Consider the following 24,187-nt stretch of genomic DNA (forward strand, 5'->3'; position numbering starts at 1 on the left):
TTCAGCGCGCGCGAGCGCGGAACCAGTGCGCCACTTCCTCGGCCATCAGCGGCTCTGACGCCAGCGGGCCCTGAATGAACGGGCACCCATTGGCCTTGAGCCATTGGGCTTGCTCCTGGGTCTCCACGCCCTCGGCGACGACCACCACATCAAAATGACCGCACAGTTCGATGATGCTGCGCGCCATCACTGCATCCCGCGCGGAGCCCGGCAGGCGTGCGACCAATTGCGGGTCGAGCTTGAGCGTATCGAACGCCAGGTCGCGCAGATGCGCCAGGGAACAATTGCCCAGGCCGAAGTCATCCAGGGCGGTGCGCACGCCAATCTGGCGCAATAACCTGAGCTGCTTGGTCGACTCTTCCAGGTTGTTCATCAGGCTGTCTTCACTGATCTCCACCTCCAGCTGGCGCCCCTGTAGCCCATGTCGCTCAAGCACCTGCTGCAGTTGGGTGGCCAGGTTAGGCATGTTGAACTGGTTGCTGCTCAGGCTCACGCTCAGCACCATCTCATCATCAAAGGCGGCTTGCCACGCCTGGCGCTGAGCGCCGACTTGTTGATAGATCCACGTGCTCAGTTGGCTGATCAACCGCGCTTCTTCCAGCAACGGTAGGAACAGCCCCGGCGATACATCACCAACACTCGGATGCTGCCAGCGCAACAGCGCTTCGACGCCACGCACGCGCCCGTCCTCCAAGGCCACTTGAGGCTGGTAGACCAGGGTGAAATCCTTGCTTTGAATCGCCGTGCGCACGCTGTCTTCGAGCATCAGTCGCGAACGGGCGCGGCCGTTCATTTCCTGATCGTAATAGCGATATTGCTGACGGCCCGCACGCTTGGCTTCGTACATGGCGATGTCAGCCGCGCGCAGCAGGCCGTTCAGGTCCGAGCCGCAGTCCGGGAAGGTGGCGATGCCGATGCTGACGCCGAGCATCACATCCAGGCCGTCCACCTGTTGGCAGATCGACACGCGTTCGATCAGTTTTTCCGCAATCTTCGCCGCCTGCTCGGGGAACTCCAGCTCCAGCAGCGCGGTGAATTCATCGCCCCCCATGCGCCCGAGAATGTCGTAGGACCGCAGGCAACCCTGTAATTGTTCAGAGACCCAACGCAGTACCCGGTCGCCCGCGTCATGGCCGAGGGAATCATTGACCCGCTTGAAACCGTCGAGGTCCAGGTAGAGCAACACCAGTGATTGCTCCAGCCGTTCGCTGCGCAGCAGGGTGTTCTCCACCGCCTGATAAAACCCGCGCCGGTTGAGCAACCCGGTCAATGGGTCGGTGACGGCCTGGAACTCCAGTTGCTGGTGCAGGTGGTGCACCTCGGACATATCCAGCACGGTCACCACCATCGCCTTCTGCTCGGCCGGCAACGGCGCACAGGACAACGCCACCGGCACCTGCTGGCCGCGGCCGGTGCGCAGGATCGCATCGTGCAGGCGCCAGGTCTCGCTCTGGCGGTAAGCGCTGTGCATCTGCGATTCGAGCCACGTGGGCACATGGGGTTTTTGCAGGAAGCTCAAGAACTCTTGGTCTTGCAGCTCATCCATCTTCGCATTCAGCAGGCGTGAGATCGCCGGGTTGGCGTACTCGATCACGCCCTCCTCGCTGACTACCAGAATACCTTCGGCGGCGTTGTCCAACACCGAGGCATTAAAGGCGCGCGCAGACTCCAGGTCATGGCTCAGGCGCTGCAAGGCCCGGCGATTGCGCTGGTGCTCCAGCAACGCCTGGACCTTGGGCTTGAGGATATGCGGGTCGAAGGGCTTGAACAGGTAATCGATGGCGCCGCTGGCGTAGCCTTCCAGCACGGCGGCGGGTGATTGGGCGTTGGCGCTGAGGAAGATGATTGGCGTCATGCGGGTGCGCAGGCTGCCGCGCATCAGGCGGGCGACTTCAAAGCCGTCCATGCCGGGCATCTTCACATCCAGCAGTACCAGGTCGACTTCGTGCTGCAGCAGCAATTCGAGTGCTTCCAGGCCGGAACCTGCGGTGATCACCTGCCAGTCTTCCCGCTGCAAAAGTGCGCGCATGCTGAGCAGGTTTTCGGGGTAGTCATCGACCACCAAAAGAACCGAATCGCCATCGCCGTGTTGTGGAGCGCAATCCATGCTACGTCTCTTCCTTAAGGAGCTGCTCCGGTCACTTCTGAGATAAACCCGGATAAACGCTGAGGCCTCACTCTATCCCCGGTTCCAAAAAATCAGAAGTAATGGCAGTGCCATCATTGCGCCAATTTTCAGTAAGCCGACTAACGGTAAGTGCCTGAAGCCCACGGATCATGGGAAACATGGCTTTTTGACATTCCCTTGACGCCAATAAGTTGCCAGCAAACATTTAACAAGATGGTTAACACCACCTATAAAGAACCTGTCTGGCCCAAGGGCCATAGCCTACACCCCTCTGTAAAAAGGCCTACGCCATGATCGACCTATCTACCTGGAACCTCAGCATCCCGGTCGGCTCCCCGCCCGCCACCATCGACACCCCGAAGCTGATGAATGGCTTCAAAGACCAATATTTCCAGGCCGAAGGCAGCAACGTGCAATTCTGGACCCCCGTCACCGGCACCCGAACGGAAAATGCCGTGTACCCCCGCAGCGAACTGCGTGAGACCTACGCCGATGGGCGTTTACGCAACTGGACCTATTCGGATGCGGACAACTTTCTACGCGCTACCCTGCAAGTGAATCAGGTGCCGTCCACCGGCAAAATCGTGATTGGGCAGATCCATGCCTATGACAGCCAGAAGCCGCTGATCAAGCTGGAATATCAATTCAAGGAAAAGACCCAGACCGGCAATATTGTCGCCAAGGTACGCATGCGTCCGGATGACGGCGAAGGGCGGGTGATCACCGTAGCCTCGAATGTGCCGCTGGAAAAAAGCTTTACCTACGTGATCAACCTCAATAAAGCCGGGTTGCTGAGCGTGTATGCCGCGGATGGAGAATGGAATGAGCGCATTGGTGCGGCGTGGGGCGCCAAGCCGCTGTACTTCAAGGCAGGGGCGTATGTGCAGGACAACAGCGGGGACAGCAAGGAAGGCGCGCGGGTGACGTTTGCGAAGCTGGATATTGATCACGACTGAGCATCGCCTAGTATTGCGTAGGCCTTGTCCTAACGAGCCCATAGATCATTCGCACTCTTGAATATACCAACGATCCATGTGGGAGCCGGGCTTGCCCGCGATGGCGGTGTATCAGGCAACATTTTCGGTGGCTGGCCCACCGTCATCGCGGGCAAGCCCGGCTCCCACATGGGTTCCGTGTCCTACAGGGCCGTTGCGGTGAATCGGAGGCCGCTTATAGTTCGCCCCGTCGCCGGCATTGAACGGCGATAGCGTTTCGCAGCCCTACAGAGTTAATACCGTACCCGTCAAAATACGGCATAGGCAGTCCTGCCAATGCTCGGCTTTTCATGGCGGTTGTGCGTGGGAGGCCTTCGGGTCTGCCGGGTCTTAACTCCTGGGTCTGCGAACCCGCGCACAGCTGCCACCCTATTTGTTTCGCAGCAAACGGTGGCCAATCTTCTCTTGAGTTAAGGGTTTGCTATAAAGAACCAACTACCACCCCGCCGCTTCTACCCCTGCGCCGAAAACGCTACCGATAACCCCGTCCTTTTGATCGACAGCGCAGCCCCTCTGCGGGACCTCCACGCCTGCCTGCGCGAACGCCTGAACGCCGCCCTCGAACACCCCAACCTGATCGCCGCTCCAGCCTGCCGGACTTCGCCGAGCGCGACCTGAACAATGTGACCAATATGGCGTGCAATTTGATCCAAGACGTAAGCGATATGTTCCGAGTTTGAACACCGAGGTTTCGTTACTCCACCCGCTGGCTAATCAATACCTATTATTAAAAACCGCATTCCTCAGGCCTGGCACAACCCTGTCTGATCTATGCCGTTTTCATCAAACAAGGGAGTAGCTTGCTTCCCTCGCAAGGCCGTGCTTTTGCTTTAAAATTCTCTATTCCGACCCTCACTTAAAGCCAAACGCACTTTCCATTATTCACAATCAATATTAAGCACTGTTATTTCTAACAGGTGACACACCCTTAAACCTCATTCAGCATTAAAAATAATGCAACACAACGCGCATCACAGCGCCGTTAACCCTTGTCCTCTTTGTTCAGAAACTTGTATAAACCACCAATCCACTTCACTCCTCAGTCATGGAGAAATAAAAAATGTCAGACACAATCATCAACAGCGTACTGGTAATTGGAAATCAAGTACGGATTAGCGGAAGAACGCGAGCGGGTGTTCATCAAGTTTACTTTGCAAACCCTGCTACCGGCGGGACATTCATAGGTATTGGCTCAAGCCACGGCGCAGGAGATTTTGACGTTACAGTCGGCCCTTTTATCGCTGGCACATACGATGTTGTCGCGGGCCCCATCGAATCAAATGGTTTTGTAAACAATGCAAACTGGTCAAACCCTGCAAGATTTACTATTTTCTAGCTATCGAGTCGCGTAGAAGGCAGATTTACGTGCGCCGTCCTCTCACACCACTGTCCGTAAAGCAGGTCTTGAAGAATTAAACAGCTTTTATGGAACAGACTCCGCTCTCCTCTGAAATCCAATTGATAACAACTGCATTAAAGCGAGGGCAGTTGACGGGGAATCCTGCACTCCTTGATGAGATAGAAAAAATCATCGGGCGTTGGATCACTCTGCGATAGCCGGGACGGCCCTGGGACAGTGCCCCCCCTCTAGATCTACGCATCAACCCTAAATAGATCCGTTCCCATCAGCCACTGGCAATCGCCATTTGCTCATTCGCTCACACAAAAAATTCTCCCCCGGCCCTTCAACTGTCTTCCAATAGCAGCGACTATTCCAAATGGCGATATAAAGAATAGCGAAATATTATCAACCACTGTCAATCATGACAGTTACGCAGTTCCAATAAAAAATTACCCTGTATCACAGCAACTCAGCAGTTATTTAGATGGCAAGCCAAACCGCATCATTCAAGTAGAAACTTAAATTTTTCACGCCAACCGAGGAGATACATCATGCCCATGCCATTCACTCCGATTACCCCTCACCCCCCATTCCCCAGCACACCGGCCATAAACAGCCTTTCTATAACAGCAACCCCCATTCCAGCAGGAGGTACAGCTGTGGGAATGGCGCCACAGATAACCGTCTTCCGACAATATATTCTTATCCAATCTTTTATGCATATAAACTCTCGCATAAATGATGTTATCGAGTTTTACCTTGATCCGGTAGGTGCGCCGCCCGCCCTTGCGCCGTGCCACACGCGAACTATGAGCATTTCGCTATATGACGCAATTACGAATTATGGAGGCGGTCGATATGTATTTGAACTTTCAAATTTTCCACAAGCTCCCGGACTGTATGATTTCTCGTGTATCCAAACCAATGTAAATGGCATCATAGTGGCTCTCTCTCTCCCGACGAGATACAACTTGTAAATACGCATTCAACCACAATCAAAAACCAATAGAATCTTAGACAAAATTAACACACTGACAAACACATGAAGAGCGCAAGAGGCAGCAATCATGACAACGTTCCAACGCCCATTTGCAGTAGGACAAGTTCCACAACTCATCAATCCAAGGCAGTTTCCATCTCCACCCTTCTTTACCTCAAGACAAGTTGCGGACTTGAAAAGCAATACAACCATCAGCTTAATGATCCCTAATCACAACAGCTTAAGAGTCGGCGACTTAATAGAAATTTACATTGATCGCACGCCTACCACGACCCCTAGTCAAACCCCCTATCGAGTCGTTCCTGTAGACATTATCTCTGGAACCAACACCATAGCGCGAAATACCAACTTCGAGATAACGGCGCAAGACTCAAGAAGAATGCTCGATCAAGTTTTTGAAATGTCTTGTGCAGCAGGAACGCCTGGCAACCCGCATATATTCTATTTAAGCTGTTTTTTCGGGGTCACATTTATAAATCCATGAACGACGACAGGAGACAGCATTGACAAGAATGCGTTAATCCACTCAGAAGATTATGACGACCCTCGAAAATTTGTCATGCCTTAAACATCGCAACGTACTTTAACCTCATCACGATCACCGTAGCCCAAACCCAAACCCTTCGTGCCCTTGGCATGCGTAAAACATCAACGGCATAAATAACGATTTATTATAACCACAATTCCAAAAACAACTTAAAAACTGTCATATCTAACAGTATACCCACCCAAAAATCTCCTACAAACTTGAATCTCCAAACCCAAAGGTGTAAAAAAATGGCCCTTATTATTGCTCAACCAGGATCCAACATTTTCAACTACGCAAAACCGGTCCTTCATGTGCCGACTCCACCTCCTCCACCCCAACAAGGTTATATACAGCTGTTACAAGGTTGCCACTTATGTGTTGTTAAAGACGGGACAGTGATTGATGGAAAATACAAATCAGCTGATCAACAAGCGAAAACCTTCGTAATAACGGATAGCGAGGGCGTAGACCAGACTATTAACACTATAACGTCCAAGGTAAATGTTTACGCGTATGCCGGCTCAAACGTAACTGTCTATGAAGGCCCCAACTTTCATTATGGAAATGCCACTGTACATGTAGGTTATGGCGGAACGGCGGCTATCTATGAGCGAAATTTGAAATTTGACACAACCTTGCCACTAAAAGCCATCCACGTATAAACCAACCCTACCCACACTTAATTCTGGAGATGAAAAATGTACCAACTAACCGTTACCGAACAGCGTATACAGCTCGAACCAGGCGATAAGATTACTCTAATCGACGGGAAGACACCCTATGCGAATGTAACAATTACTTCGATCGATGAGCAAGCACAAGCTGTGATCGTGACCGGCGCAGGGGGAGCAAGACCACGAGCATTCGCATTAGCAAATGTAGGCTTCGCCTTTGAAACTGAGATGTTCCCTCCTGATCAACTCGTCAGGTCAGCGCAATTGGAATTGCGCTAATCGCTGAATCCCTTATGCGATGTATAGCAAGGCAGGTATATAAAAATATCTGCCTCCCATAAAACTCAAGGTGCATAACAATAGGAACTTTCGAAATGGCCACTCTGATTAATGACTGGTTAAAATTATCCTCACCCGAACCAGGTGACATTCTTGAAATCAAAACAAAAAATGAGATCTTTATCGCTATCGACATATGGCAAGAAAAAAGCACAGGTCTAATAAAAATTGAATGTGCTGATAGATCCATTCACACGCTTACCATTCATGAAATAGACAGCATCACACATATTGTGTCCTCCAACCCAATATTTTTCAGCAAACCTGCAGTAGAACACGAAGATCTACCCCATACTTTCCTAATTACTGGAGATGCCGACATCTTTATAGAAAGACCCGATAGCGGATACCACTTTAACCCGGCACCGCCCGGGACTGTCTTAGTTAACGGAGTTGTTCTCGACTCACAGATACCCTATGGGTACTCGAAGCGTTCAAGTCTTGCTGCCGGAAGAAGTCCAGTGTGGCTAAAAGCAAAAAAAATCACATGAGGTTTTCTATTTAGGTGGAATTGAACGACTACACTGGAGGTATCGAGACCCGACAATGTTACAGAAACTCTGCAAACTGCGCCCCAACCAATTTTCGCTATGTATACTCCATGAACAGACGTACGCTGACTCTCCCGAAGCGTGCATCGCACTAGCTCGGTGCGACAGTATCCACTGCTTGAAAATCCGTACTGCGTTACCACTGAGTTTTTTGGAACGAACAATATTTTTCTATTTGGATACAGAAAAATATCTCCCATACAGCAACAACTGCCCGCCTCCGATCTGCCTCCACACCTGAAGCCCCCACAACAAATATATGCAATTTATAGATGGTACCTCTCCACACCAGAAATCCAGACAAAAAAAACCCGCATCGCTGCGGGCTTTTGTTTAAACGCCTGAGGCTCAGTTCACCTTAGCGTTCAACTCACCTTTCAGGTAACGCTGATACATCGCTTCCAGAGAGATCGGCTTGATCTTCGAAGCATTGCCGGCAGTGCCAAAGGCCTCGTAACGCGCGATACACACATCACGCATCGCGGTCACGGTGGCGCCGAAGAACTTACGCGGGTCAAACTCACTCGGATTGGTGGCCATCAGGCGACGCATGGCACCGGTGGACGCCAGGCGCAGGTCGGTGTCGATGTTGACCTTGCGCACGCCGTACTTGATGCCTTCGACGATTTCTTCAACCGGCACGCCGTAGGTTTCTTTGATGTCGCCGCCGTACTGGTTGATGATCGCCAGCCACTCTTGCGGCACCGAGGAAGAACCGTGCATCACCAGGTGGGTGTTGGGGATGCGCTTGTGGATTTCCTTGATGCGGTCGATGGCCAGCACGTCGCCGGTCGGCGGCTTGGTGAACTTGTAGGCACCGTGGCTGGTACCGATGGCGATGGCCAGGGCGTCAACTTGGGTCTTCTTCACGAAGTCAGCGGCTTCTTCCGGGTCGGTCAGCATCTGGCTGTGATCCAGCACGCCTTCGGCGCCGATGCCGTCTTCTTCGCCGGCCATTCCGGTTTCCAGGGAACCCAGGCAGCCCAGCTCGCCTTCAACCGAAACGCCGCAGGCATGCGCCATGGCCACGGTTTGTTGGGTAACGCGTACGTTGTACTCGTAGTCGGTCGGGGTCTTGCCGTCTTCGCCGAGGGAGCCGTCCATCATCACCGAGCTGAAGCCCAGTTGGATGGAGCGCTGGCACACGTCAGGGCTGGTGCCGTGGTCCTGGTGCATGCACACCGGGATGTGCGGGAATTCTTCGATTGCGGCGAGGATCAGGTGACGCAGAAACGGGGCGCCAGCGTATTTGCGCGCACCGGCCGAAGCCTGGACGATCACGGGGGAGTCGGTCTTGTCAGCGGCTTCCATGATGGCGCGCATCTGCTCAAGGTTGTTGACGTTAAAGGCTGGGACGCCGTAGCCGAACTCGGCTGCGTGGTCCAGCATTTGACGCATGCTGATAAGTGCCATTGTGTTGTCTCTCCCGGTCGAGGGTCGTTAATCGTGCAAGCCTGCCGTAGCGGCGGCTGCTATTCAAGTTATTGCAGGCCAGGCTTTACACACCTGGCCTGCTGAATCGTTATTGCTGATGTGGCTGACTCAAATTCCAATCTGGGACCGATTCGATGTGGGCGCTGGCTTGCCTGCGATCGCGGTGTACCAGAGGCCGAATTCGCCAACTGGCCCACCGCTTTCGCGGGCAAGCCCGCTCCCACATTTGATCTTCAGTGATCTGACTATTGGGCCTTGCAGCCGCGGCCGATCAAATCATCAGTGGCTACCCAGTAGACCAGGCCTTCCTCACCTTTTGTGTGAAACGCCAACTGGTCGTTGCTGTACAGCACGCCCGAGGCGGCAACGTCCTGCTTGAGGCGGTAAACCTGATCGGAACCGCCCAAACGGACATCCACCTCGGATTTGGCCTGATTAGCAAAGCGCCAGTTCACCTCGGCTTTGCTGTCGCAGGTCCAAGTAGTCCACTTGTCGGCAGTTTCTGCCTTGTTGCCGAACATGTTCATGCTGCTGCAGCCGGCCAATAGGGCCAGGGCTGCCAGGGCGAAAACGCCTTTCATTGCCAATCCTCGTGAGGCGACCGATGGCCGCCAGTTGATCAGACCCGTCAAGGGCAACCCTGTTCCTGACCGTTGGGCGCGGCGTCGTATTTCTCCAGCCGTTCGTTGCCGATGCGCTTGTTGATCACCGGCATGGTTTCGGCTTGCCAGTCAGCCTGGTAGCAACTTTTTTTCGACGACGGCCCCGATTTATCAGGCTCCGGCGCCGCGTTTGGGGAGCTGCCGCAGCCGGCCAACAGGCCCGCTGCGATCACCAGTGCCAACGACTTGAACATGGGAATACTCCTTTTCCGGATCACGAGCCTTAGCCTTTGGCTCGGGTTTCCAGCACTTCAACGGCCGGCAGTACTTTGCCTTCGACGAATTCAAGGAACGCGCCGCCACCGGTAGAAATGTAGGAGATCTGGTCGGCAACGCCATATTTATCGATGGCGGCGAGGGTGTCGCCGCCGCCGGCGATGGAGAATGCCGAGCTTTCGGCGATGGCCTTGGCCAGTACTTTGGTGCCGTTGCCGAATTGGTCGAATTCGAACACACCCACCGGGCCGTTCCACAGGATGGTCTGGGAGGCTTTCAGCAGTTCTGCAAAGTTGGCGGCGGTTTGCGGGCCGATATCCAGGATCATGTCGTCGGCGGCCACGTCAGCGATCAGCTTGACGGTGGCTTCGGCGCTTTCGGCAAATTCCTTGGCGACGACCACGTCCACCGGCAGCGGCACGCTGACCTTGGCGGCGATGGCGCGGGCGGTGTCGAGCAGGTCCGGCTCGTACAGGGACTTGCCCACCGGGTGACCGGCTGCGGCCAGGAAGGTGTTGGCAATGCCGCCGCCGACGATCAGCTGATTGCAGATCTGGCTCAGGCTGTTGAGTACGTCCAGCTTGGTGGACACCTTGGAACCGGCGACGATGGCAGCCATCGGTTGCGCCGGCGCGCCCAGGGCCTTGCCCAGCGCGTCCAGCTCAGCGGCCAGCAGCGGGCCAGCAGCGGCAACCTTGGCGAACTTGGCCACGCCATGGGTGGAGCCTTCGGCGCGGTGAGCGGTGCCGAATGCGTCCATCACGAACACATCGCACAGCGCAGCATATTGCTGGGCCAGTTCGTCACTGTTCTTTTTCTCGCCCTTGTTGAAGCGCACGTTTTCGAACAGCACGATGTCGCCGGCCTTCACATCCACACCACCCAGGTAATCAGCCACCAGCGGCACGTCGCGGCCCAGGGCTTTGCTCAGGTAGTCGGCGACAGGCTTGAGGCTGTTTTCGGCGGAGAACTCACCTTCGGTCGGGCGACCCAGGTGGGAGCAGACCATCACGGCCGCACCTTTTTCCAGGGCCAGCTTGATGGTCGGCAGCGAGGCCAGGATTCGCGCATCGCTGGTGACAACACCGTCCTTGACTGGGACGTTGAGGTCTTCGCGGATCAGTACGCGCTTACCTTGCAGATCGAGGTCGGTCATCTTCAACACGGTCATGGGTCGCAGTTCCTGAGTTACTGTTGAGGTTGTTTGGAAGCGATGTGCAGATAATGTTCCGCAACATCCAGCATTCGGTTGGCAAAGCCCCATTCGTTGTCGAACCAGGCCAGGATATTCACCAGCCTCGGGCCGGAAACGCGGGTCTGGCTGGCATCGACAATCGCCGAATGCGGGTCATGGTTGAAATCGCAACTGGCGTGGGGCAACTCGGTGTAGGCCAGCAAACCTTTGAGCGGGCCGCTGGTGGCGGCGTCGCGCAGGATCCGGTTGACCTCCGTCGCATCGGTGTCGCTGACGGTCTGCATGGTGATGTCCAGGCAGGACACGTTCACCGTCGGCACCCGTACGGCTTTGGCCTGGATTCGCCCGGCAAGTTCCGGCAACAGTCGCTCGATACCGCGAGCCAGGCCCGTGGACACCGGAATCACTGACTGGAACGCCGAACGCGTACGGCGCAGGTCTTCGTGGTGATAGGCGTCGATCACCGGCTGGTCGTTCATTGCCGAGTGAATCGTGGTGATCGACACGTAGTCCAGGCCAATCGCCTGGTCCAGCAGGCGCAACAGCGGCACGCTGCAGTTGGTGGTGCAGGACGCGTTGGACACCAGCAGCTCATCGCCAGTCAGGCAATGCTGGTTGATGCCATAGACGATGGTGGCGTCGACATCCGCCTCGCTGGCCATCGGCTGGGAAAACAGCACACGCGGCGCGCCGGCGTCGAGGAAACGCTGGCCATCGGCACGGGTGTGATAGACACCGGAACACTCCAGCACCAGGTCGACGCCCAGTGCTTTCCAGTCGATGCCTTCGGGGGTGGCACTGCGCAAGACTTGCACGCAGTTGCCATTAATGTGCAGACAATCGCCCTCGACCCGCACTTCGCCGGGGAAGCGGCCGTGGGTGGAGTCAAAGCGTGTCAGGTATTCGATGCTGGCCATGTCGGCCAGATCATTGATCGCAACAATTTCAAACCCGGCCGCCGCCCCTCGCTCGAACAGCGCACGCAAGACGCAACGACCAATGCGGCCGTAGCCGTTGAGTGCAACTTTGTAGGGACGGGGTTGGGGCATGGGGTTCTCGATTACCATTGGGTAATGGGGTGGCTGCTAGACCGCTTTCGCGAGCAAGCCCGCTCCCACATTTTGACCGCATTCTCATGCTGGAACTCGGTCAAGTGTGGGAGCGGGCTTGCTCGCGAAGAGGCCAGTCCAGCCACCCCAATTTACAGCCTTAGTCTTCCAGCAGCTCTTCAGCCTGACCCAGGATGTTTTCCAGGGTGAAGCCGAACTCTTCGAACAACGCTGGCGCCGGCGCCGACTCACCGTAGGTGGTCATGCCGATCACGCGGCCTTCCAGGCCCACGTACTTGTACCAGTAGTCGGCATGCGCCGCTTCGATGGCAATGCGCGCGCTGACCTGCAACGGCAGCACCGATTGCTTGTAGCCGGCGTCCTGGGCTTCGAACACGCTGGTGCACGGCATGGATACAACGCGCACGTTGCGGCCTTGCGCGGTCAGCTTGTCGTAGGCCTGGACGGTCAGGCCGACTTCGGAACCGGTGGAGATCAGGATCAGCTCCGGCTCGCCAATGCAGTCCTTGAGCACGTAGCCACCACGGCTGATGTCGGCGATCTGTGCGTCGGTACGCACTTGGTGCTGCAGGTTCTGACGCGAGAAGATCAGCGCCGAAGGGCCGTCCTTGCGCTCGATGGCGTGCTTCCAGGCCACGGCGGATTCCACCGCATCGGCAGGGCGCCAGCAATCCAGGTTTGGCGTGGTACGCAGGCTGGTCAGTTGCTCGACCGGCTGGTGCGTCGGGCCGTCTTCGCCCAGGCCGATGGAGTCGTGGGTGTACACGTGGATCACGCGCTTCTTCATCAGCGCAGCCATGCGTACGGCGTTGCGGGCGTATTCCATGAACATCAGGAAGGTCGCGCCGTAAGGCACCAGGCCGCCGTGCAGGGACACGCCGTTCATGATGGCGCTCATGCCGAACTCACGCACGCCGTAGTACATGTAGTTGCCGCTGGCGTCTTCAGCCGAGACACCTTTGCAGCCTTTCCACAGGGTCAGGTTGGAGCCGGCCAGGTCAGCCGAGCCGCCAAGGATCTCAGGCAGCAGCGGGCCGAAGGCGTTCAGGGTGTTCTGGCTGGCTTTACGGCTGGCGATGGTCTCGCCCTTGGCCGCGACTTCGGCGATGTAGGCCGAGGCTTTTTCCGAGAAGTCGGCAGGCAGGTCACCGGCCAGGCGACGCACCAGCTCATTGGCCAGCTCAGGGAATTCGGCGGAGTAGGCCGCGAAACGCTGGTCCCACTCGGCTTCGGTGGCCAGGCCTTTTTCCTTGGCATCCCATTCGGCGTAGATGTCGGCCGGGATTTCGAACGGGCCGTGGTTCCACTTCAGGGCTTCACGGGTCAAGGCGATTTCCGCGTCACCCAGGGGGGCGCCGTGGCAGTCTTCTTTGCCCTGCTTGTTCGGCGAACCGAAACCGATGGTGGTCTTGCAGCAGATCAGGGTCGGCTGTGCGCTCTTGCGGGCGGTGTCGATAGCGGTCTTGATCTCTTCCGGATCGTGGCCGTCGACATTGCGGATCACCTGCCAGTTGTAGGCTTCGAAACGCTTAGGGGTGTCGTCGGTGAACCAGCCTTCGACTTCGCCGTCAATGGAGATGCCGTTGTCATCGTAGAAGGCAATCAACTTGCCCAGGCCCAAGGTGCCGGCCAGGGAAGCGACTTCGTGGGAAATGCCTTCCATCATGCAGCCATCACCCAGGAACACATAGGTGTGGTGATCGACGATGTCGTGGCCAGGGCGGTTGAACTGCGCGCCCAGGACTTTTTCAGCCAACGCGAAGCCTACGGCGTTGGCCAGGCCTTGGCCCAGGGGACCAGTGGTGGTCTCGACGCCTGGGGTGTAGCCGAATTCCGGGTGGCCCGGGGTGCGACTGTGCAGCTGGCGGAAGCTCTTGAGGTCGTCGATGGTGACGTCGTAGCCGGTCAGGTGCAGCAGCGAGTAGATCAGCATCGAGCCATGGCCGTTGGACAGCACGAAGCGGTCACGGTCGGCGAACGACGGGTTGCTCGGGTTGTGTTTCAGGTAGTCACGCCACAGGACCTCGGCGATATCCGCCATGCCCATGGGGGCACCGGGATGGCCGCTGTTGGCTTTTTGCACGGCATCCATGCTGAGGGCACGAATGGCGTTGGCACGCTCACGACGGCTGGGCATCGCTGATCTCCTGAAGTTTGAATATAAAAGAAACGGAAAAAAGGACCGGCATTTTCCCTCAGCCACCGCCTGCGGGCAATGACAGATAGTCACTTGAAGGTGTTTTTCCTGTGCTTTGGGCGGCAATCGCCTGCAGAAACGGTTAACGGGTTCGTCTAGAGGTTATAGCGGCTGCTTATAACCGCCACTTATCGTTCAATATCAAAACTTTTTGATATTGGCCTTGCGGGTATTTCCACCCATCACTAGACTGCTGGCCTTATGAACCTACCCGTGCCCTCACTGCGCCCCGACGACGGCGATGAACTGGCAGCCTTGTGCAAGGCCGCTGGCGATCCGTTGCGCCTGAACGTATTGCGCGCACTGGCCAACGATTCCTTCGGCGTACTGGAGCTGGCACAGATCTTTGCCATCGGCCAGTCCGGCATGAGCCACCACTTGAAGGTACTGGCACAGGCTGACCTGGTGGCCACCCGCCGCGAAGGCAATGCGATTTTCTACCGCCGCGCCCTGCCCCACACCGAACTGCTCGGCGGCAAGCTGCACGCCGCCCTGCTCGAAGAAGTGGACAACCTGAGCCTGCCGGGCGACGTGCAGTCGCGCATCGGCCTGGTGCATGGGCAACGCGCTGCCGCGAGCCAGGACTTTTTCGCACGGGTTGCAGAGAAGTTTCGTGCGCAGCAGGACCTGATCGCCGGCTTGCCCCAGTACCGCGACAGCGTACTGGCGCTGCTGGACAAGTTGAGCTTCAGAGAGGAAGCCACGGCACTGGAAGTCGGCCCGGGCGATGGCGGTTTCTTGCCCGAGCTGGCGCGGCGCTTCCAGCAGGTCACCGCCCTGGACAACAGCCCGGCGATGCTCGAACTGGCGCGCCAGCTGTGCGAACGCGAAGCGCTGGACAATGTCAGCCTGCAGTTGGCGGACGCACTGAATAGCACGACGATCAAGGCCGACTGCGTGGTGTTGAATATGGTGCTGCACCATTTCGCCGCCCCCGCCGACGCCCTCAAGCAAATGGCCGGGCTGCTGCACCCCGGCGGTAGCCTGCTGGTTACGGATTTATGCAGCCACAACCAGAATTGGGCCAGGGAGGCCTGCGGTGATCTCTGGTTGGGTTTTGAACAGGACGATCTGGCCCGTTGGGCCACCGCTGCGGGACTCGTTCCCGGGGAAAGCCTCTATGTAGGTTTACGTAATGGTTTCCAGATCCAGGTCCGCCATTTTCAGCGGCCGGCTGGCGACACTCACCATCGGTAAATATCAGGAAAACATCGAGATGAGCGAATACTCCCTTTTCACCTCCGAGTCCGTGTCTGAAGGGCATCCGGACAAAATCGCCGACCAGATTTCTGATGCGGTGCTGGACGCCATCATTGCTGAAGACAAGTTCGCCCGTGTGGCGTGCGAGACTCTGGTGAAAACCGGTGTAGCGATCATCGCTGGCGAAGTAACCACCACCGCCTGGGTTGACCTGGAGCAGATCGTTCGTGACGTGATCACCGACATCGGCTACACCAGCTCCGACGTCGGCTTCGACGGCGCGACCTGCGGCGTGATGAACATCATCGGCAAGCAGTCCCCGGACATCAACCAGGGTGTTGACCGCGCCAAGCCAGAAGACCAGGGCGCCGGCGACCAGGGCCTGATGTTCGGCTACGCCAGCAACGAGACCGACGTGCTGATGCCAGCACCGATCACCTTCTCGCACCAACTTGTACAACGCCAGGCCGAAGCCCGTAAAAACGGCCTGCTGCCGTGGCTGCGTCCGGACGCCAAGTCCCAGGTGACCTGCCGTTACGAAGGCGGCAAAGTCGTCGGGATCGACGCTGTCGTGCTGTCGACCCAGCACAACCCGGACGTCTCCTACGCCGACCTGCGCGAAGGCGTGATGGAGCTGATCGTCAAGCATGTGCTGCCGGCTGAACTGCTGAGCAAGGACACCCAGTTCCACATCAACCCGACTGGCCAGTTCATCATCGGTGGCCCGGTGGGTGACTGCGGCCTGACCGGTCGCAAGATTATCGTCGACAGCTACGGCGGCATGGCCCGTCACGGCGGTGGTGCGTTTTCGGGCAAGGACCCATCCAAGGTTGACCGCTCGGCGGCCTACGCGGGTCGTTACGTGGCCAAGAACATCGTCGCCGCCGGCTTGGCCGAGCGCTGCGAGATCCAGGTGTCCTACGCCATCGGTGTGGCCCAGCCTACGTCGATCTCGCTGAATACCTTCGGCACCGGCAAGATCAGCGATGACAAGATTGTGAAGCTGGTGCGTGAGATCTTCGACCTGCGACCTTACGCGATCACCACCATGCTCGACCTGCTGCACCCGATGTACCAGGAAACCGCAGCCTACGGCCACTTTGGTCGTACCCCTGCGCAGAAGACAGTCGGCGACGACACCTTCACCACCTTTACCTGGGAAAAAACCGACCGCGCCAACGACCTGCGCACTGCCGCCGGCCTGTAATCGCATTCGGTCCACAAAAGCCCTGCCGGGCGCATCCGGCGGGGCTTTTTATTGCCACGCAAATGGCGCGACAACCTTCACACTTTTTGGATCCAAAGCTTGCAGGCCCAATGATGGCCCTCTAGAATCCGCGCCCTCTCGGGCCCTTCACCTTATTTGGATATTGCCCTGCGCCAGCCCGGGATTCACACGTGTGCGGGCAATCGAACATTGAGGTTTTTCATGCGCATTTCCACGCTCGCCCCCACTGCCCTGCTGCTTAGCCTGTTCGCCTTGCCGGTAAATGCCGCCGACCTGAGCGCGCTGAGTGGTGCCCTGGGCGCCCAACTGGGTGGCGGCAACTCCGGCGACTGCCAGAAGCAAGCCAACGACCTGCAAGCCAAGATCGATGCGGCCGAGGCCCAGAAGGACACCTTGAAAGTGAAGGCCTTTAAAGCGGCCCAGGACCAGATCAACAAAGGTTGCAACAAACTTTCCGAAGCCCAGGCCAAAGCCGACGCCAAGCAGCAAACGCAGGAAGCCAAGGCCGATAAGCCGGACGCTGTGAAAGCCCTGGGCGGTCTGTTCAAGTAAATAGAAACACCCAGTAAAAAGCCCCGCCTTGTCGGGGCTTTTTTGTGGCCGAGTGGATCATTTAGGCTGGGCGCCCCTTCCGAGCAAGGATGCTCATGATGCATTTACTGGTTGCCCTTTTACTCATCGCATTACCTCTCTGGGTGTGGGCCGAAGAGTGCCCCGATGCAGCCCGTTCACAGGTGGGCGCCCTGGCCGAGCAGATCCGCCAGTGGGATGACAGTTACCACCGGCTTGGCCAGTCCCCCGTCAACGATGAACTCTACGACCAGGCGCGCCAGCGCTTGACCCATTGGCACCAGTGTTTCCCGGAAACGGCTGCGGCGCCTGCCAACCCACTGGCGAGTTCACGCGGAACCCTGTCTCATCCCGTTGCCCACACTGGCCTGGAGAAGCTGCTGGACGAGCAGGCCGTCGACGCCTGGTTAAGTACGCGCCAGGATGTCTGGATTCAACCCAAGGTCGATGGTGTTGCAGTGACCCTGGTGTATCGACAGGGGCGCTTGAAACAGGTCATCAGCCGAGGCGATGGAACAGCAGGCCACGACTGGTCCGCCTCTGCGCGCAAGATTCCCGGCATTGTCCAGCAGTTGCCCAAGCCCATCGACCTGGTGCTGCAAGGCGAGCTCTATTGGCGTCTCGATGACCACGTGCAGTCAGCAAGCGGCGGGCTCAACGCTCGCAGTAAGGTGGCCGGGTTGATGAACCGCAAACATTTGAGCGACACCGACGCCGCTGGCATTGGCTTGTTCGTTTGGGCCTGGCCGGAAGGCCCGGCAGCGTTTACCGAACGCCTGGCCATCCTGGCACGCTGGGGTTTCATCGATAGCCGGCGCTACAGCCAGCCCATCCGCGACATCAGCGAAGCCGCGCACTGGCGCGCCTATTGGTACAACCACCCCCTGCCGTTTGCCAGCGATGGCGTGGTGCTGCACCAGGCACAACACGCACCTGCCAAGCGTTGGCAAGCCAGCGCCCCCTATTGGTCAGCCGCCTGGAAGTACCCGGTGACCAAGGCCTTGGCATGGGTGCGCAACGTGCAGTTCAAGATTGGCCGCACCGGGCGCATCACGCCCATGCTGGAATTGGAGCCGGTACGGTTGGATGACCGGCAGATCAGCCGGGTGAGCGCTGGCTCATTGAAACGCTGGCAGGCACTCGATATCCGCGCGGGCGACCAGGTTTCCATCAGCCTGGCGGGCCAGGTTATTCCTCGGCTGGACGAGGTCGTCCTGCGCAGCCCCACCCGGGCGGACTTGCCAGTGCCCAACCCGGCTAGATTCCACGCCTTGAGCTGCTGGCAACTGGACCCCGGTTGCGAGGAGCAGTTGCTGGCACGCCTGACCTGGCTGAGCGGCAACCAGGGCCTGGCCTTGCCATATATCGGCCGCGAGACCTGGAACGTATTGATCCAGGCCGGTCTAATCGCAGGCTTTCTCGATTGGTTGACCCTGGATGCGGCAGAGCTTGCTAACATTGACGGCTTCGGTGATCGCAGCCGCGCACGAGTGCTCGAAGGCCTCCACAGCGCGCGGCAACGGCCTTTTGCACAATGGCTGAAAGCCTTGGGTGTACCGCCTGCGGCACGTAACAACCTGGAAGGCGACTGGCAGACGCTGGTCGCCAGAGACACCCAGGCCTGGCTGGCCATCGATGGGATCGGCCCGGGCCGCGCGGCGCAATTGAGCGCTTTTTTTCGCGACCCGCATGTACAGGCCATGGCTGAAACATTACGCGTGGCGGGGGTGGACGGCTTTTGAACCTGTTCCCTCCACCATCAGATTGCGACTTTGGAGCACCCTATGAAATTTCTAGCCCCCTTTGCCTTGCTGACCGTCGCAAGCTTCATGGCCACGCCGCTGCTGGCTGCCGAAGAAGCCTCCCAGCTCACTGGCTGCGCGGCCAAGCGCCAAGCCATCAGCACCCAGATCGAACAAGCCAAGGCCCACGGCAACAGTGCCCAACAAGCCGGCCTGGAAAAAGCCCTGAGCGAAGTCACCGCCAATTGCACCGACGCGTCCCTGAAGAAAGAACGGGAAAACAAGGTGCTCGACGCCAAGCATGAGGTCAGCCGCCGCCAGGCCGACCTCGACAAGGCCATGAAAAAAGGTGACGCGGACAAGATCAACAAGCGCAAGGACAAGCTCGCCGAGTCCCGCAAGGAACTGCAGGACGCTGTCGACGAACTCGACGAATAAACCCGGTCAGTGGTCCCGGAACTGTTTATGGCAGGCGCTGCAGGCATCTTCGACTTTCTGCACCGCCGGCCCCAGGTTGCTGGCCTTGTAAGGCTGCACCTGGCTGGCGGTCACCAATTCACCGGTGGCCGTTTCAAGGTTGCGGGCCAGTTGCTGGAACTGCGCCTGTTTCTGCCACACGTCATCCTTGGCGCTGGTGTGATCTTCTTCACGCACGCTTGGAAAATGTTTCCACGGTTCATGGGACAACGCATCCAGCTTGACCGCGCCTTCGGCGAATTTCGCGCCGTCGAATGGAATACGCCCGCGCAGCATGCCGCCCAGGTCTTCACCGGTCTTGAGCATCTGTTTGAAGATCGCCTTGCGCTGGCCCAATGGCGAATTTGGATCAACGCCGCCACAGGCGGACAGGGTCAGGCAGGCCAGCAGTACAACGGTCAGTCGTTTAAAAGTCATGGTGGCTTCGAGGTCACGGAAAACGGCGGCCAGTATCCTCGCACCGCCCGCAAAGACCAATAGCCCTATTAATAATAAGGGTTGCCCAAGGCGCTGCGGCGCGGGCAATCGCTTCAGGAATTGTTTGTATGAATGTCACTTTGAAAACCTGGAGCCGCCGCCTGGCGTGGGCTCTACCGATGATCGCGCTGCTGGCCGGCTGCGACGCGGGCAAAGAAACAGCCAAAGATGAAACGTCCAAACCCCACGCCGTTGCCACCTATGTGAATGCACCATGGGAAGCCTTGCCGGCGGTGTCCGACAGCGACTTGCTGGCCGGTTTTGAATCCTGGCGCAGCGCCTGCCAACGTCTAAAGGCCGACCCGGTGTGGGGCGCGACCTGTGCAGCAGCTGCCACAGTGCCGAGCAACGCGGCGGCGGTGCGTGGATTTCTGAAGGAGCGCCTGGATGTGTTCGGCTTGCGTTCAGCTGACAACACCCCGAACGGCTTGATTACCGGCTACTACGAACCGGTCTACCCCGGCAGCCTGACCAAGACCGCCACCGCCAACGTGCCGGTGTACGGCGTGCCGGACGACCTGATCATCGTCAATCTCGAAAGCATCTACCCCGAGCTCAAGGGCAAGCGCCTGCGCGGTCGCCTTGAAGGTCGCGTGCTCAAGCCCTACGACGATGCCAGCGCCATCAACGGCCAGGGCTCCACGGCCAAACCGATTGCCTGGCTGACGGACCCGATGGACCTGCAATTCCTGCAGATCCAAGGCTCGGGCCGCATTCAACTGGCGGGTGGGCGCCAACTGCGCGTCGGTTATGGTGACCAGAACGGCTACCCTTACCGCCCGATCGGCCGCTGGCTGGTGGAACAAGGCGAGTTGAAGAAAGAAGACGTGACCATGGGCGCCATCAGCGCCTGGGCCAAGGCACACCCGCAGCGCATTCCGGAACTGCTCGCGAGCAATCCCAGCTATGTGTTCTTCAGCGCTCGGCCTGACAGTAACGAAGGCCCGCGCGGCTCGTTAAACGTGCCATTGACCGCCGGCTACAGCGTGGCGGTGGATCGCAAGGTGATTCCGCTGGGCAGCCTGTTGTGGCTGTCGACCACCAAGCCCGACGGTTCGCCAATCGCACGGCCCGTCGCGGCACAGGACACCGGTGGCGCGATCACGGGTGAAGTGCGTGCAGATTTGTTCTGGGGCACCGGCGATGCGGCGGGTGAACTGGCGGGGAACATGAAGCAGCAAGGGCAGATCTGGATGTTGTGGCCAAAGGGTGCAGCGCTGCCCCAGGTGCCGGATGCCCCTGCGGGGAACTAAGGGACGCTGAAAATCCAAAATGTGGGAACGGGCTTGCTCGCGAATGCGGTGTATCAGCCACCTATGTACTGACTGGCACTCCGTATTCGCGAGCAAGCCCGCTCCCACAGGGGATCTTCATCCACCCGTCAGATCGAAACGAAGAAGAAACTCGCAATCAACGCCATCCCCACGAACCACACCAGCGAACGCAGCATCGCCCAGTCCGCCAGGTAGCAGATGATGTACAGCAGGCGGCTGGTGATAAACAGCACGGCCAGCACATTGATGGTCACCAATTCGGCCGTGCCGGCCAAGTGCGCGATAATCACCGCAGCCGCAAAGGCCGGCGTGACTTCAAAACTGTTGAGTTGTGCACTGTGGGCGCGTTTGGCAAACCCTTCGAGGGTATCCAGGAACGCGCGAGGATCGTGGTTCTGCCGAGGGCCGAACTTGCCACCGCTGAACTTGGCCACCCCCGTGCACAGGTAAGGCAGGAAAATTGCGATCAACACACACCAGAAGGCCACCGTCATCACTGATTCCTTATTCAGATTGTTATTTGAGTTCGAGGCAGAAATTAGAGTTTTAGCACTAAATATGCACAGCCGCACCTATCGCTATGAGCCGCCAGCCCCGGAAAGGTTCTATCGGTGATTTGCCCTCAGCCCTGCAACATCGCGGCGCTGCTGCGGTCCATCCCCCATCAACGCTGTCCCACCCAACTTCCAAGGACCCCGGATGCTTGAACTTGTCGCCGCTTTTATTTGCCTCACCACCCTGCTCACCTATGTGAATTTCCGTTTTATCGGCCTGCCGCCCACCATCGGCGTGATGGTCACGGCCCTGGTGTTTTCACTGATCCTGCAAGGCTTGAGCTTTCTCGGCTATCCAGGCTTGGAGGAACGCATCCAGCAACTGATCGGCCAGATCGACTTCGGCGATTTGCTGATGAACTGGATGCTCTCGTTCCTGCTGTTCGCCGGCGCCCTGCACGTGAACCTGAACGACCTGCGCAGCTACCGCTGGCCCATCGGCCTGCTGGCTACCTTCGGCGTATTGATCGCGACCGTGGTGATCGGCAGCCTGGCGTATTACATCTTTGCCCTGTTTGGCTGGCACGTGAGCTTCCTCTACTGCCTGCTGTTCGGCGCACTGATTTCCCCCACCGACCCGATTGCAGTGCTGGGTGTGCTGCGAACCGCCAATGCCTCCAAGCCCCTGAAGACCACCATCGTCGGCGAGTCGCTGTTCAACGACGGCACGGCGGTGGTGGTGTTTACCGTTTTACTGGGCATTGCACAGTTGGGCGAAACGCCGACCGTGAGCGCCACCGCCATGCTGTTTGCCCATGAGGCGATTGGCGGCGTGGTGTTCGGGGGCCTGATCGGCTACCTCGTTTACCTGATGATCAAGAGCATCGAGCAGCACCAGATCGAGGTGATGCTGACCCTGGCCCTGGTCATCGGCGGTTCGGCGATGGCTACTGAGCTGCACGTCTCGGCGCCGATTGCGATGGTGGTCGCCGGCCTGATCATCGGCAACCTCGGGCGCAAGCTGGCGATGAACGACATGACCCGTCGCTACCTGGACGGTTTCTGGGAATTGCTCGACGACATGCTCAATGCGCTGCTGTTTGCGCTGATCGGCATGGAGCTGCTGCTGTTGCCATTCAACTGGCTGCACGTGTTCGCCGCCAGCCTGCTGGCCGTGGCAATCCTGCTGTCGCGCCTGCTCACGGTTGCACCGGCCATCCTGCTGTTGCGTCGCTGGCGCACGGTGCCACGCGGGACCATCCGCATCCTGACCTGGGGCGGCCTGCGCGGCGGCGTCTCGGTGGCACTGGCGTTGGCCCTGCCGCTGGGCCCGGAGCGCGACCTGCTGCTGAGCATCACCTACATTGTGGTGCTGTCGTCGATCCTGTTGCAGGGGTTGAGCATCGGCAAGCTGGTCAAGCGCGTGACCCGGGACGAGCCCCAGGCCACGCCTGACGCTCACTGATCCTTGTCGATCTGCTGCGGATGCCTCGGGTCCGCAGCCTTTTTACCCGGCAAACTGCCCTCGCTGCGGATTTGCGCATGGCTGATCAGCGCGAAGATAAAGCTGCCACCAATGATGTTGCCCGCCAGCGTCGGCCCGGCGAACACCAGCCAGAAATCCTTCCACGGCAATTCGCCGGCGAACACCAGGTACGACACCTCGGCCGAACCGACGACGATATGGGTGAAATCACCCAGGGCCATCAGGTAGGTGATCAGGATGATGATCCACATTTTGGCGCTTTCCATGGAGGGGATCATCCACACCATGGTGGCGATCATCCAGCCGGACACAATGCCCTTGGCGAACATCTGGCCGGCATCGTTCTCCATGATCTTGCGCCCGATTTCGAGGAAGGCCAGGTCAGTCTTGGTGTCGAAGATCGGCAGGTGCAGCATCACATACGCCACCAGCAGGGTGCCGCACAGGTTGCCCACCAGCACCACTGTCCACAGCCGCAGCAGTCTTCCAGCATTGCCCAGTGTGGGTTTACTCATCACCGGCAGCACGGCGGTCAGGGTGTTTTCGGTGAACAATTGCTGGCGCGCGAGGATCACCGCGAGGAAGCCTGCGCAGTAACCAAAGCTGGCGATCACCTTGAAGGCTTCGCCTTCCGGCAGGCGCGAGTTGAGCAATCCCATCGCCATCAGCGACAGCCCCATGGTTAGCCCGGCGGCCAGTGCCGACCACCACAAGGCGGCGACACTGCGCTCCAGTTCCTGATCGCCCTGGGTGCGGATGATTTCATGTAAAACCGCCGCGCGGGGTGGCTGGTTCTTGTCGACATCCTGTTGCTCTTCCTGCGACAGGTTGGGGGTCTTGCCGTCTGCGTTGGTGGCCATGATGTTCCAGAGTCCGAGGGGTGCCTGTAGCTACGACACGCCGCGAC

At 58.1% G+C, this 24,187-nt stretch carries 23 protein-coding genes and 1 pseudogene; 14 read left to right on the forward strand and 10 right to left on the reverse strand.

Annotated elements, in window-relative coordinates; genetic code table 11:
* Nucleotide 1 precedes the first annotated feature (1 nt).
* Nucleotides 2–2,107, reverse strand: coding sequence for a putative bifunctional diguanylate cyclase/phosphodiesterase (locus KUA23_RS27950; protein ID WP_252993163.1), 2,106 nt, complete (start codon nt 2,105–2,107; stop codon nt 2–4).
* Nucleotides 2,108–2,418: 311 nt separating this feature from the next.
* On the opposite strand from KUA23_RS27950, the gene KUA23_RS27955 reads away from it, so the two are divergent.
* From KUA23_RS27955 to KUA23_RS27985, 7 genes and pseudogenes are all read left to right on the forward strand, one after another.
* Nucleotides 2,419–3,084 (forward strand): polysaccharide lyase family 7 protein, encoded by a 666-nt coding sequence (locus tag KUA23_RS27955; RefSeq protein WP_078050516.1) that lies wholly within the window; start codon nt 2,419–2,421, stop codon nt 3,082–3,084.
* 462 nt (nt 3,085–3,546) lie between these two features.
* Nucleotides 3,547–3,837: pseudogene (locus tag KUA23_RS27960) on the forward strand (fructose-bisphosphate aldolase).
* 346 nt (nt 3,838–4,183) lie between these two features.
* Nucleotides 4,184–4,459 carry a hypothetical protein gene (locus KUA23_RS27965; RefSeq protein WP_143523194.1) on the forward strand — a complete coding sequence of 92 codons (276 nt, stop codon included), beginning with the start codon at nt 4,184–4,186 and terminating at the stop codon, nt 4,457–4,459.
* Between the two features lie 1,073 nt (nt 4,460–5,532).
* Nucleotides 5,533–5,949, forward strand: a complete 417-nt coding sequence (locus tag KUA23_RS27970) for a hypothetical protein (RefSeq protein ID WP_143523195.1) — start codon at nt 5,533–5,535, stop codon at nt 5,947–5,949.
* A 293-nt stretch (nt 5,950–6,242) separates the two neighbouring features.
* Nucleotides 6,243–6,656: a hypothetical protein gene (locus tag KUA23_RS27975; RefSeq protein WP_252993164.1), complete on the forward strand. Its 414-nt coding sequence runs from the start codon at nt 6,243–6,245 to the stop codon at nt 6,654–6,656.
* A gap of 36 nt (nt 6,657–6,692) precedes the next feature.
* Nucleotides 6,693–6,947, forward strand: coding sequence for a hypothetical protein (locus tag KUA23_RS27980; protein WP_078050517.1), 255 nt, complete (start codon nt 6,693–6,695; stop codon nt 6,945–6,947).
* A 95-nt stretch (nt 6,948–7,042) separates the two neighbouring features.
* Nucleotides 7,043–7,498 carry a hypothetical protein gene (locus tag KUA23_RS27985; protein ID WP_252993165.1) on the forward strand — a complete coding sequence of 152 codons (456 nt, stop codon included), beginning with the start codon at nt 7,043–7,045 and terminating at the stop codon, nt 7,496–7,498.
* 408 nt (nt 7,499–7,906) lie between these two features.
* Here KUA23_RS27985 and fba read toward each other — a convergent pair whose 3' ends face one another.
* The 6 genes from fba to tkt form a co-directional block, all read right to left on the reverse strand.
* Nucleotides 7,907–8,971 (reverse strand): class II fructose-bisphosphate aldolase, encoded by a 1,065-nt coding sequence (gene fba, locus KUA23_RS27990; protein WP_003177554.1) that lies wholly within the window; start codon nt 8,969–8,971, stop codon nt 7,907–7,909.
* A gap of 266 nt (nt 8,972–9,237) precedes the next feature.
* Nucleotides 9,238–9,573, reverse strand: a complete 336-nt coding sequence (locus KUA23_RS27995) for an MliC family protein (RefSeq protein WP_078050518.1) — start codon at nt 9,571–9,573, stop codon at nt 9,238–9,240.
* A 47-nt stretch (nt 9,574–9,620) separates the two neighbouring features.
* On the reverse strand, nt 9,621–9,848 hold the full coding sequence (locus KUA23_RS28000) for a hypothetical protein (RefSeq protein ID WP_252993166.1): 228 nt from the start codon (nt 9,846–9,848) through the stop codon (nt 9,621–9,623).
* Nucleotides 9,849–9,877: 29 nt separating this feature from the next.
* Nucleotides 9,878–11,041, reverse strand: coding sequence for a phosphoglycerate kinase (locus KUA23_RS28005; protein ID WP_025857657.1), 1,164 nt, complete (start codon nt 11,039–11,041; stop codon nt 9,878–9,880).
* A 17-nt stretch (nt 11,042–11,058) separates the two neighbouring features.
* Nucleotides 11,059–12,114, reverse strand: coding sequence for an erythrose-4-phosphate dehydrogenase (epd, locus tag KUA23_RS28010; RefSeq protein WP_252993167.1), 1,056 nt, complete (start codon nt 12,112–12,114; stop codon nt 11,059–11,061).
* A gap of 160 nt (nt 12,115–12,274) precedes the next feature.
* Nucleotides 12,275–14,272 (reverse strand): transketolase, encoded by a 1,998-nt coding sequence (gene tkt, locus KUA23_RS28015; protein WP_028618256.1) that lies wholly within the window; start codon nt 14,270–14,272, stop codon nt 12,275–12,277.
* A 261-nt stretch (nt 14,273–14,533) separates the two neighbouring features.
* Between tkt and KUA23_RS28020 the strand changes: the two genes are divergently transcribed.
* From KUA23_RS28020 to KUA23_RS28040, 5 genes are all read left to right on the forward strand, one after another.
* Nucleotides 14,534–15,529, forward strand: coding sequence for an ArsR/SmtB family transcription factor (locus KUA23_RS28020; protein ID WP_100491970.1), 996 nt, complete (start codon nt 14,534–14,536; stop codon nt 15,527–15,529).
* Between the two features lie 19 nt (nt 15,530–15,548).
* Nucleotides 15,549–16,739, forward strand: a complete 1,191-nt coding sequence (gene metK / locus KUA23_RS28025; RefSeq protein WP_034109862.1) for a methionine adenosyltransferase — start codon at nt 15,549–15,551, stop codon at nt 16,737–16,739.
* Nucleotides 16,740–16,961: 222 nt separating this feature from the next.
* Nucleotides 16,962–17,312, forward strand: coding sequence for a hypothetical protein (locus KUA23_RS28030; protein ID WP_100491969.1), 351 nt, complete (start codon nt 16,962–16,964; stop codon nt 17,310–17,312).
* Between the two features lie 95 nt (nt 17,313–17,407).
* A complete protein-coding gene (ligB, locus tag KUA23_RS28035) occupies nt 17,408–19,072 on the forward strand; it encodes an NAD-dependent DNA ligase LigB (RefSeq protein WP_100491968.1) in 1,665 nt (554 codons plus the stop codon).
* A gap of 42 nt (nt 19,073–19,114) precedes the next feature.
* Nucleotides 19,115–19,510, forward strand: a complete 396-nt coding sequence (locus tag KUA23_RS28040) for a DUF1090 domain-containing protein (protein ID WP_078050523.1) — start codon at nt 19,115–19,117, stop codon at nt 19,508–19,510.
* 6 nt (nt 19,511–19,516) lie between these two features.
* Here KUA23_RS28040 and KUA23_RS28045 read toward each other — a convergent pair whose 3' ends face one another.
* Nucleotides 19,517–19,966: a c-type cytochrome gene (locus KUA23_RS28045; protein WP_078050524.1), complete on the reverse strand. Its 450-nt coding sequence runs from the start codon at nt 19,964–19,966 to the stop codon at nt 19,517–19,519.
* 128 nt (nt 19,967–20,094) lie between these two features.
* Between KUA23_RS28045 and mltA the strand changes: the two genes are divergently transcribed.
* Entirely contained in the window at nt 20,095–21,279 is a 1,185-nt protein-coding gene (gene mltA, locus KUA23_RS28050; RefSeq protein WP_252993168.1) for a murein transglycosylase A, read from the forward strand.
* A gap of 128 nt (nt 21,280–21,407) precedes the next feature.
* Here mltA and KUA23_RS28055 read toward each other — a convergent pair whose 3' ends face one another.
* Nucleotides 21,408–21,794 carry an MAPEG family protein gene (locus KUA23_RS28055; RefSeq protein WP_010207167.1) on the reverse strand — a complete coding sequence of 129 codons (387 nt, stop codon included), beginning with the start codon at nt 21,792–21,794 and terminating at the stop codon, nt 21,408–21,410.
* A 205-nt stretch (nt 21,795–21,999) separates the two neighbouring features.
* On the opposite strand from KUA23_RS28055, the gene KUA23_RS28060 reads away from it, so the two are divergent.
* A complete protein-coding gene (locus tag KUA23_RS28060; protein ID WP_078050526.1) occupies nt 22,000–23,259 on the forward strand; it encodes a cation:proton antiporter in 1,260 nt (419 codons plus the stop codon).
* Here KUA23_RS28060 and KUA23_RS28065 read toward each other — a convergent pair.
* A complete protein-coding gene (locus KUA23_RS28065) occupies nt 23,253–24,140 on the reverse strand; it encodes a formate/nitrite transporter family protein (RefSeq protein WP_078050527.1) in 888 nt (295 codons plus the stop codon). The genes KUA23_RS28060 and KUA23_RS28065 overlap by 7 nt on opposite strands.
* Nucleotides 24,141–24,187: the final 47 nt, after the last annotated feature.

Origin of the sequence: Pseudomonas pergaminensis (genome assembly GCF_024112395.2) — a bacterium.
Taxonomy (GTDB): Bacteria; Pseudomonadota; Gammaproteobacteria; order Pseudomonadales; family Pseudomonadaceae; genus Aquipseudomonas; species Aquipseudomonas pergaminensis.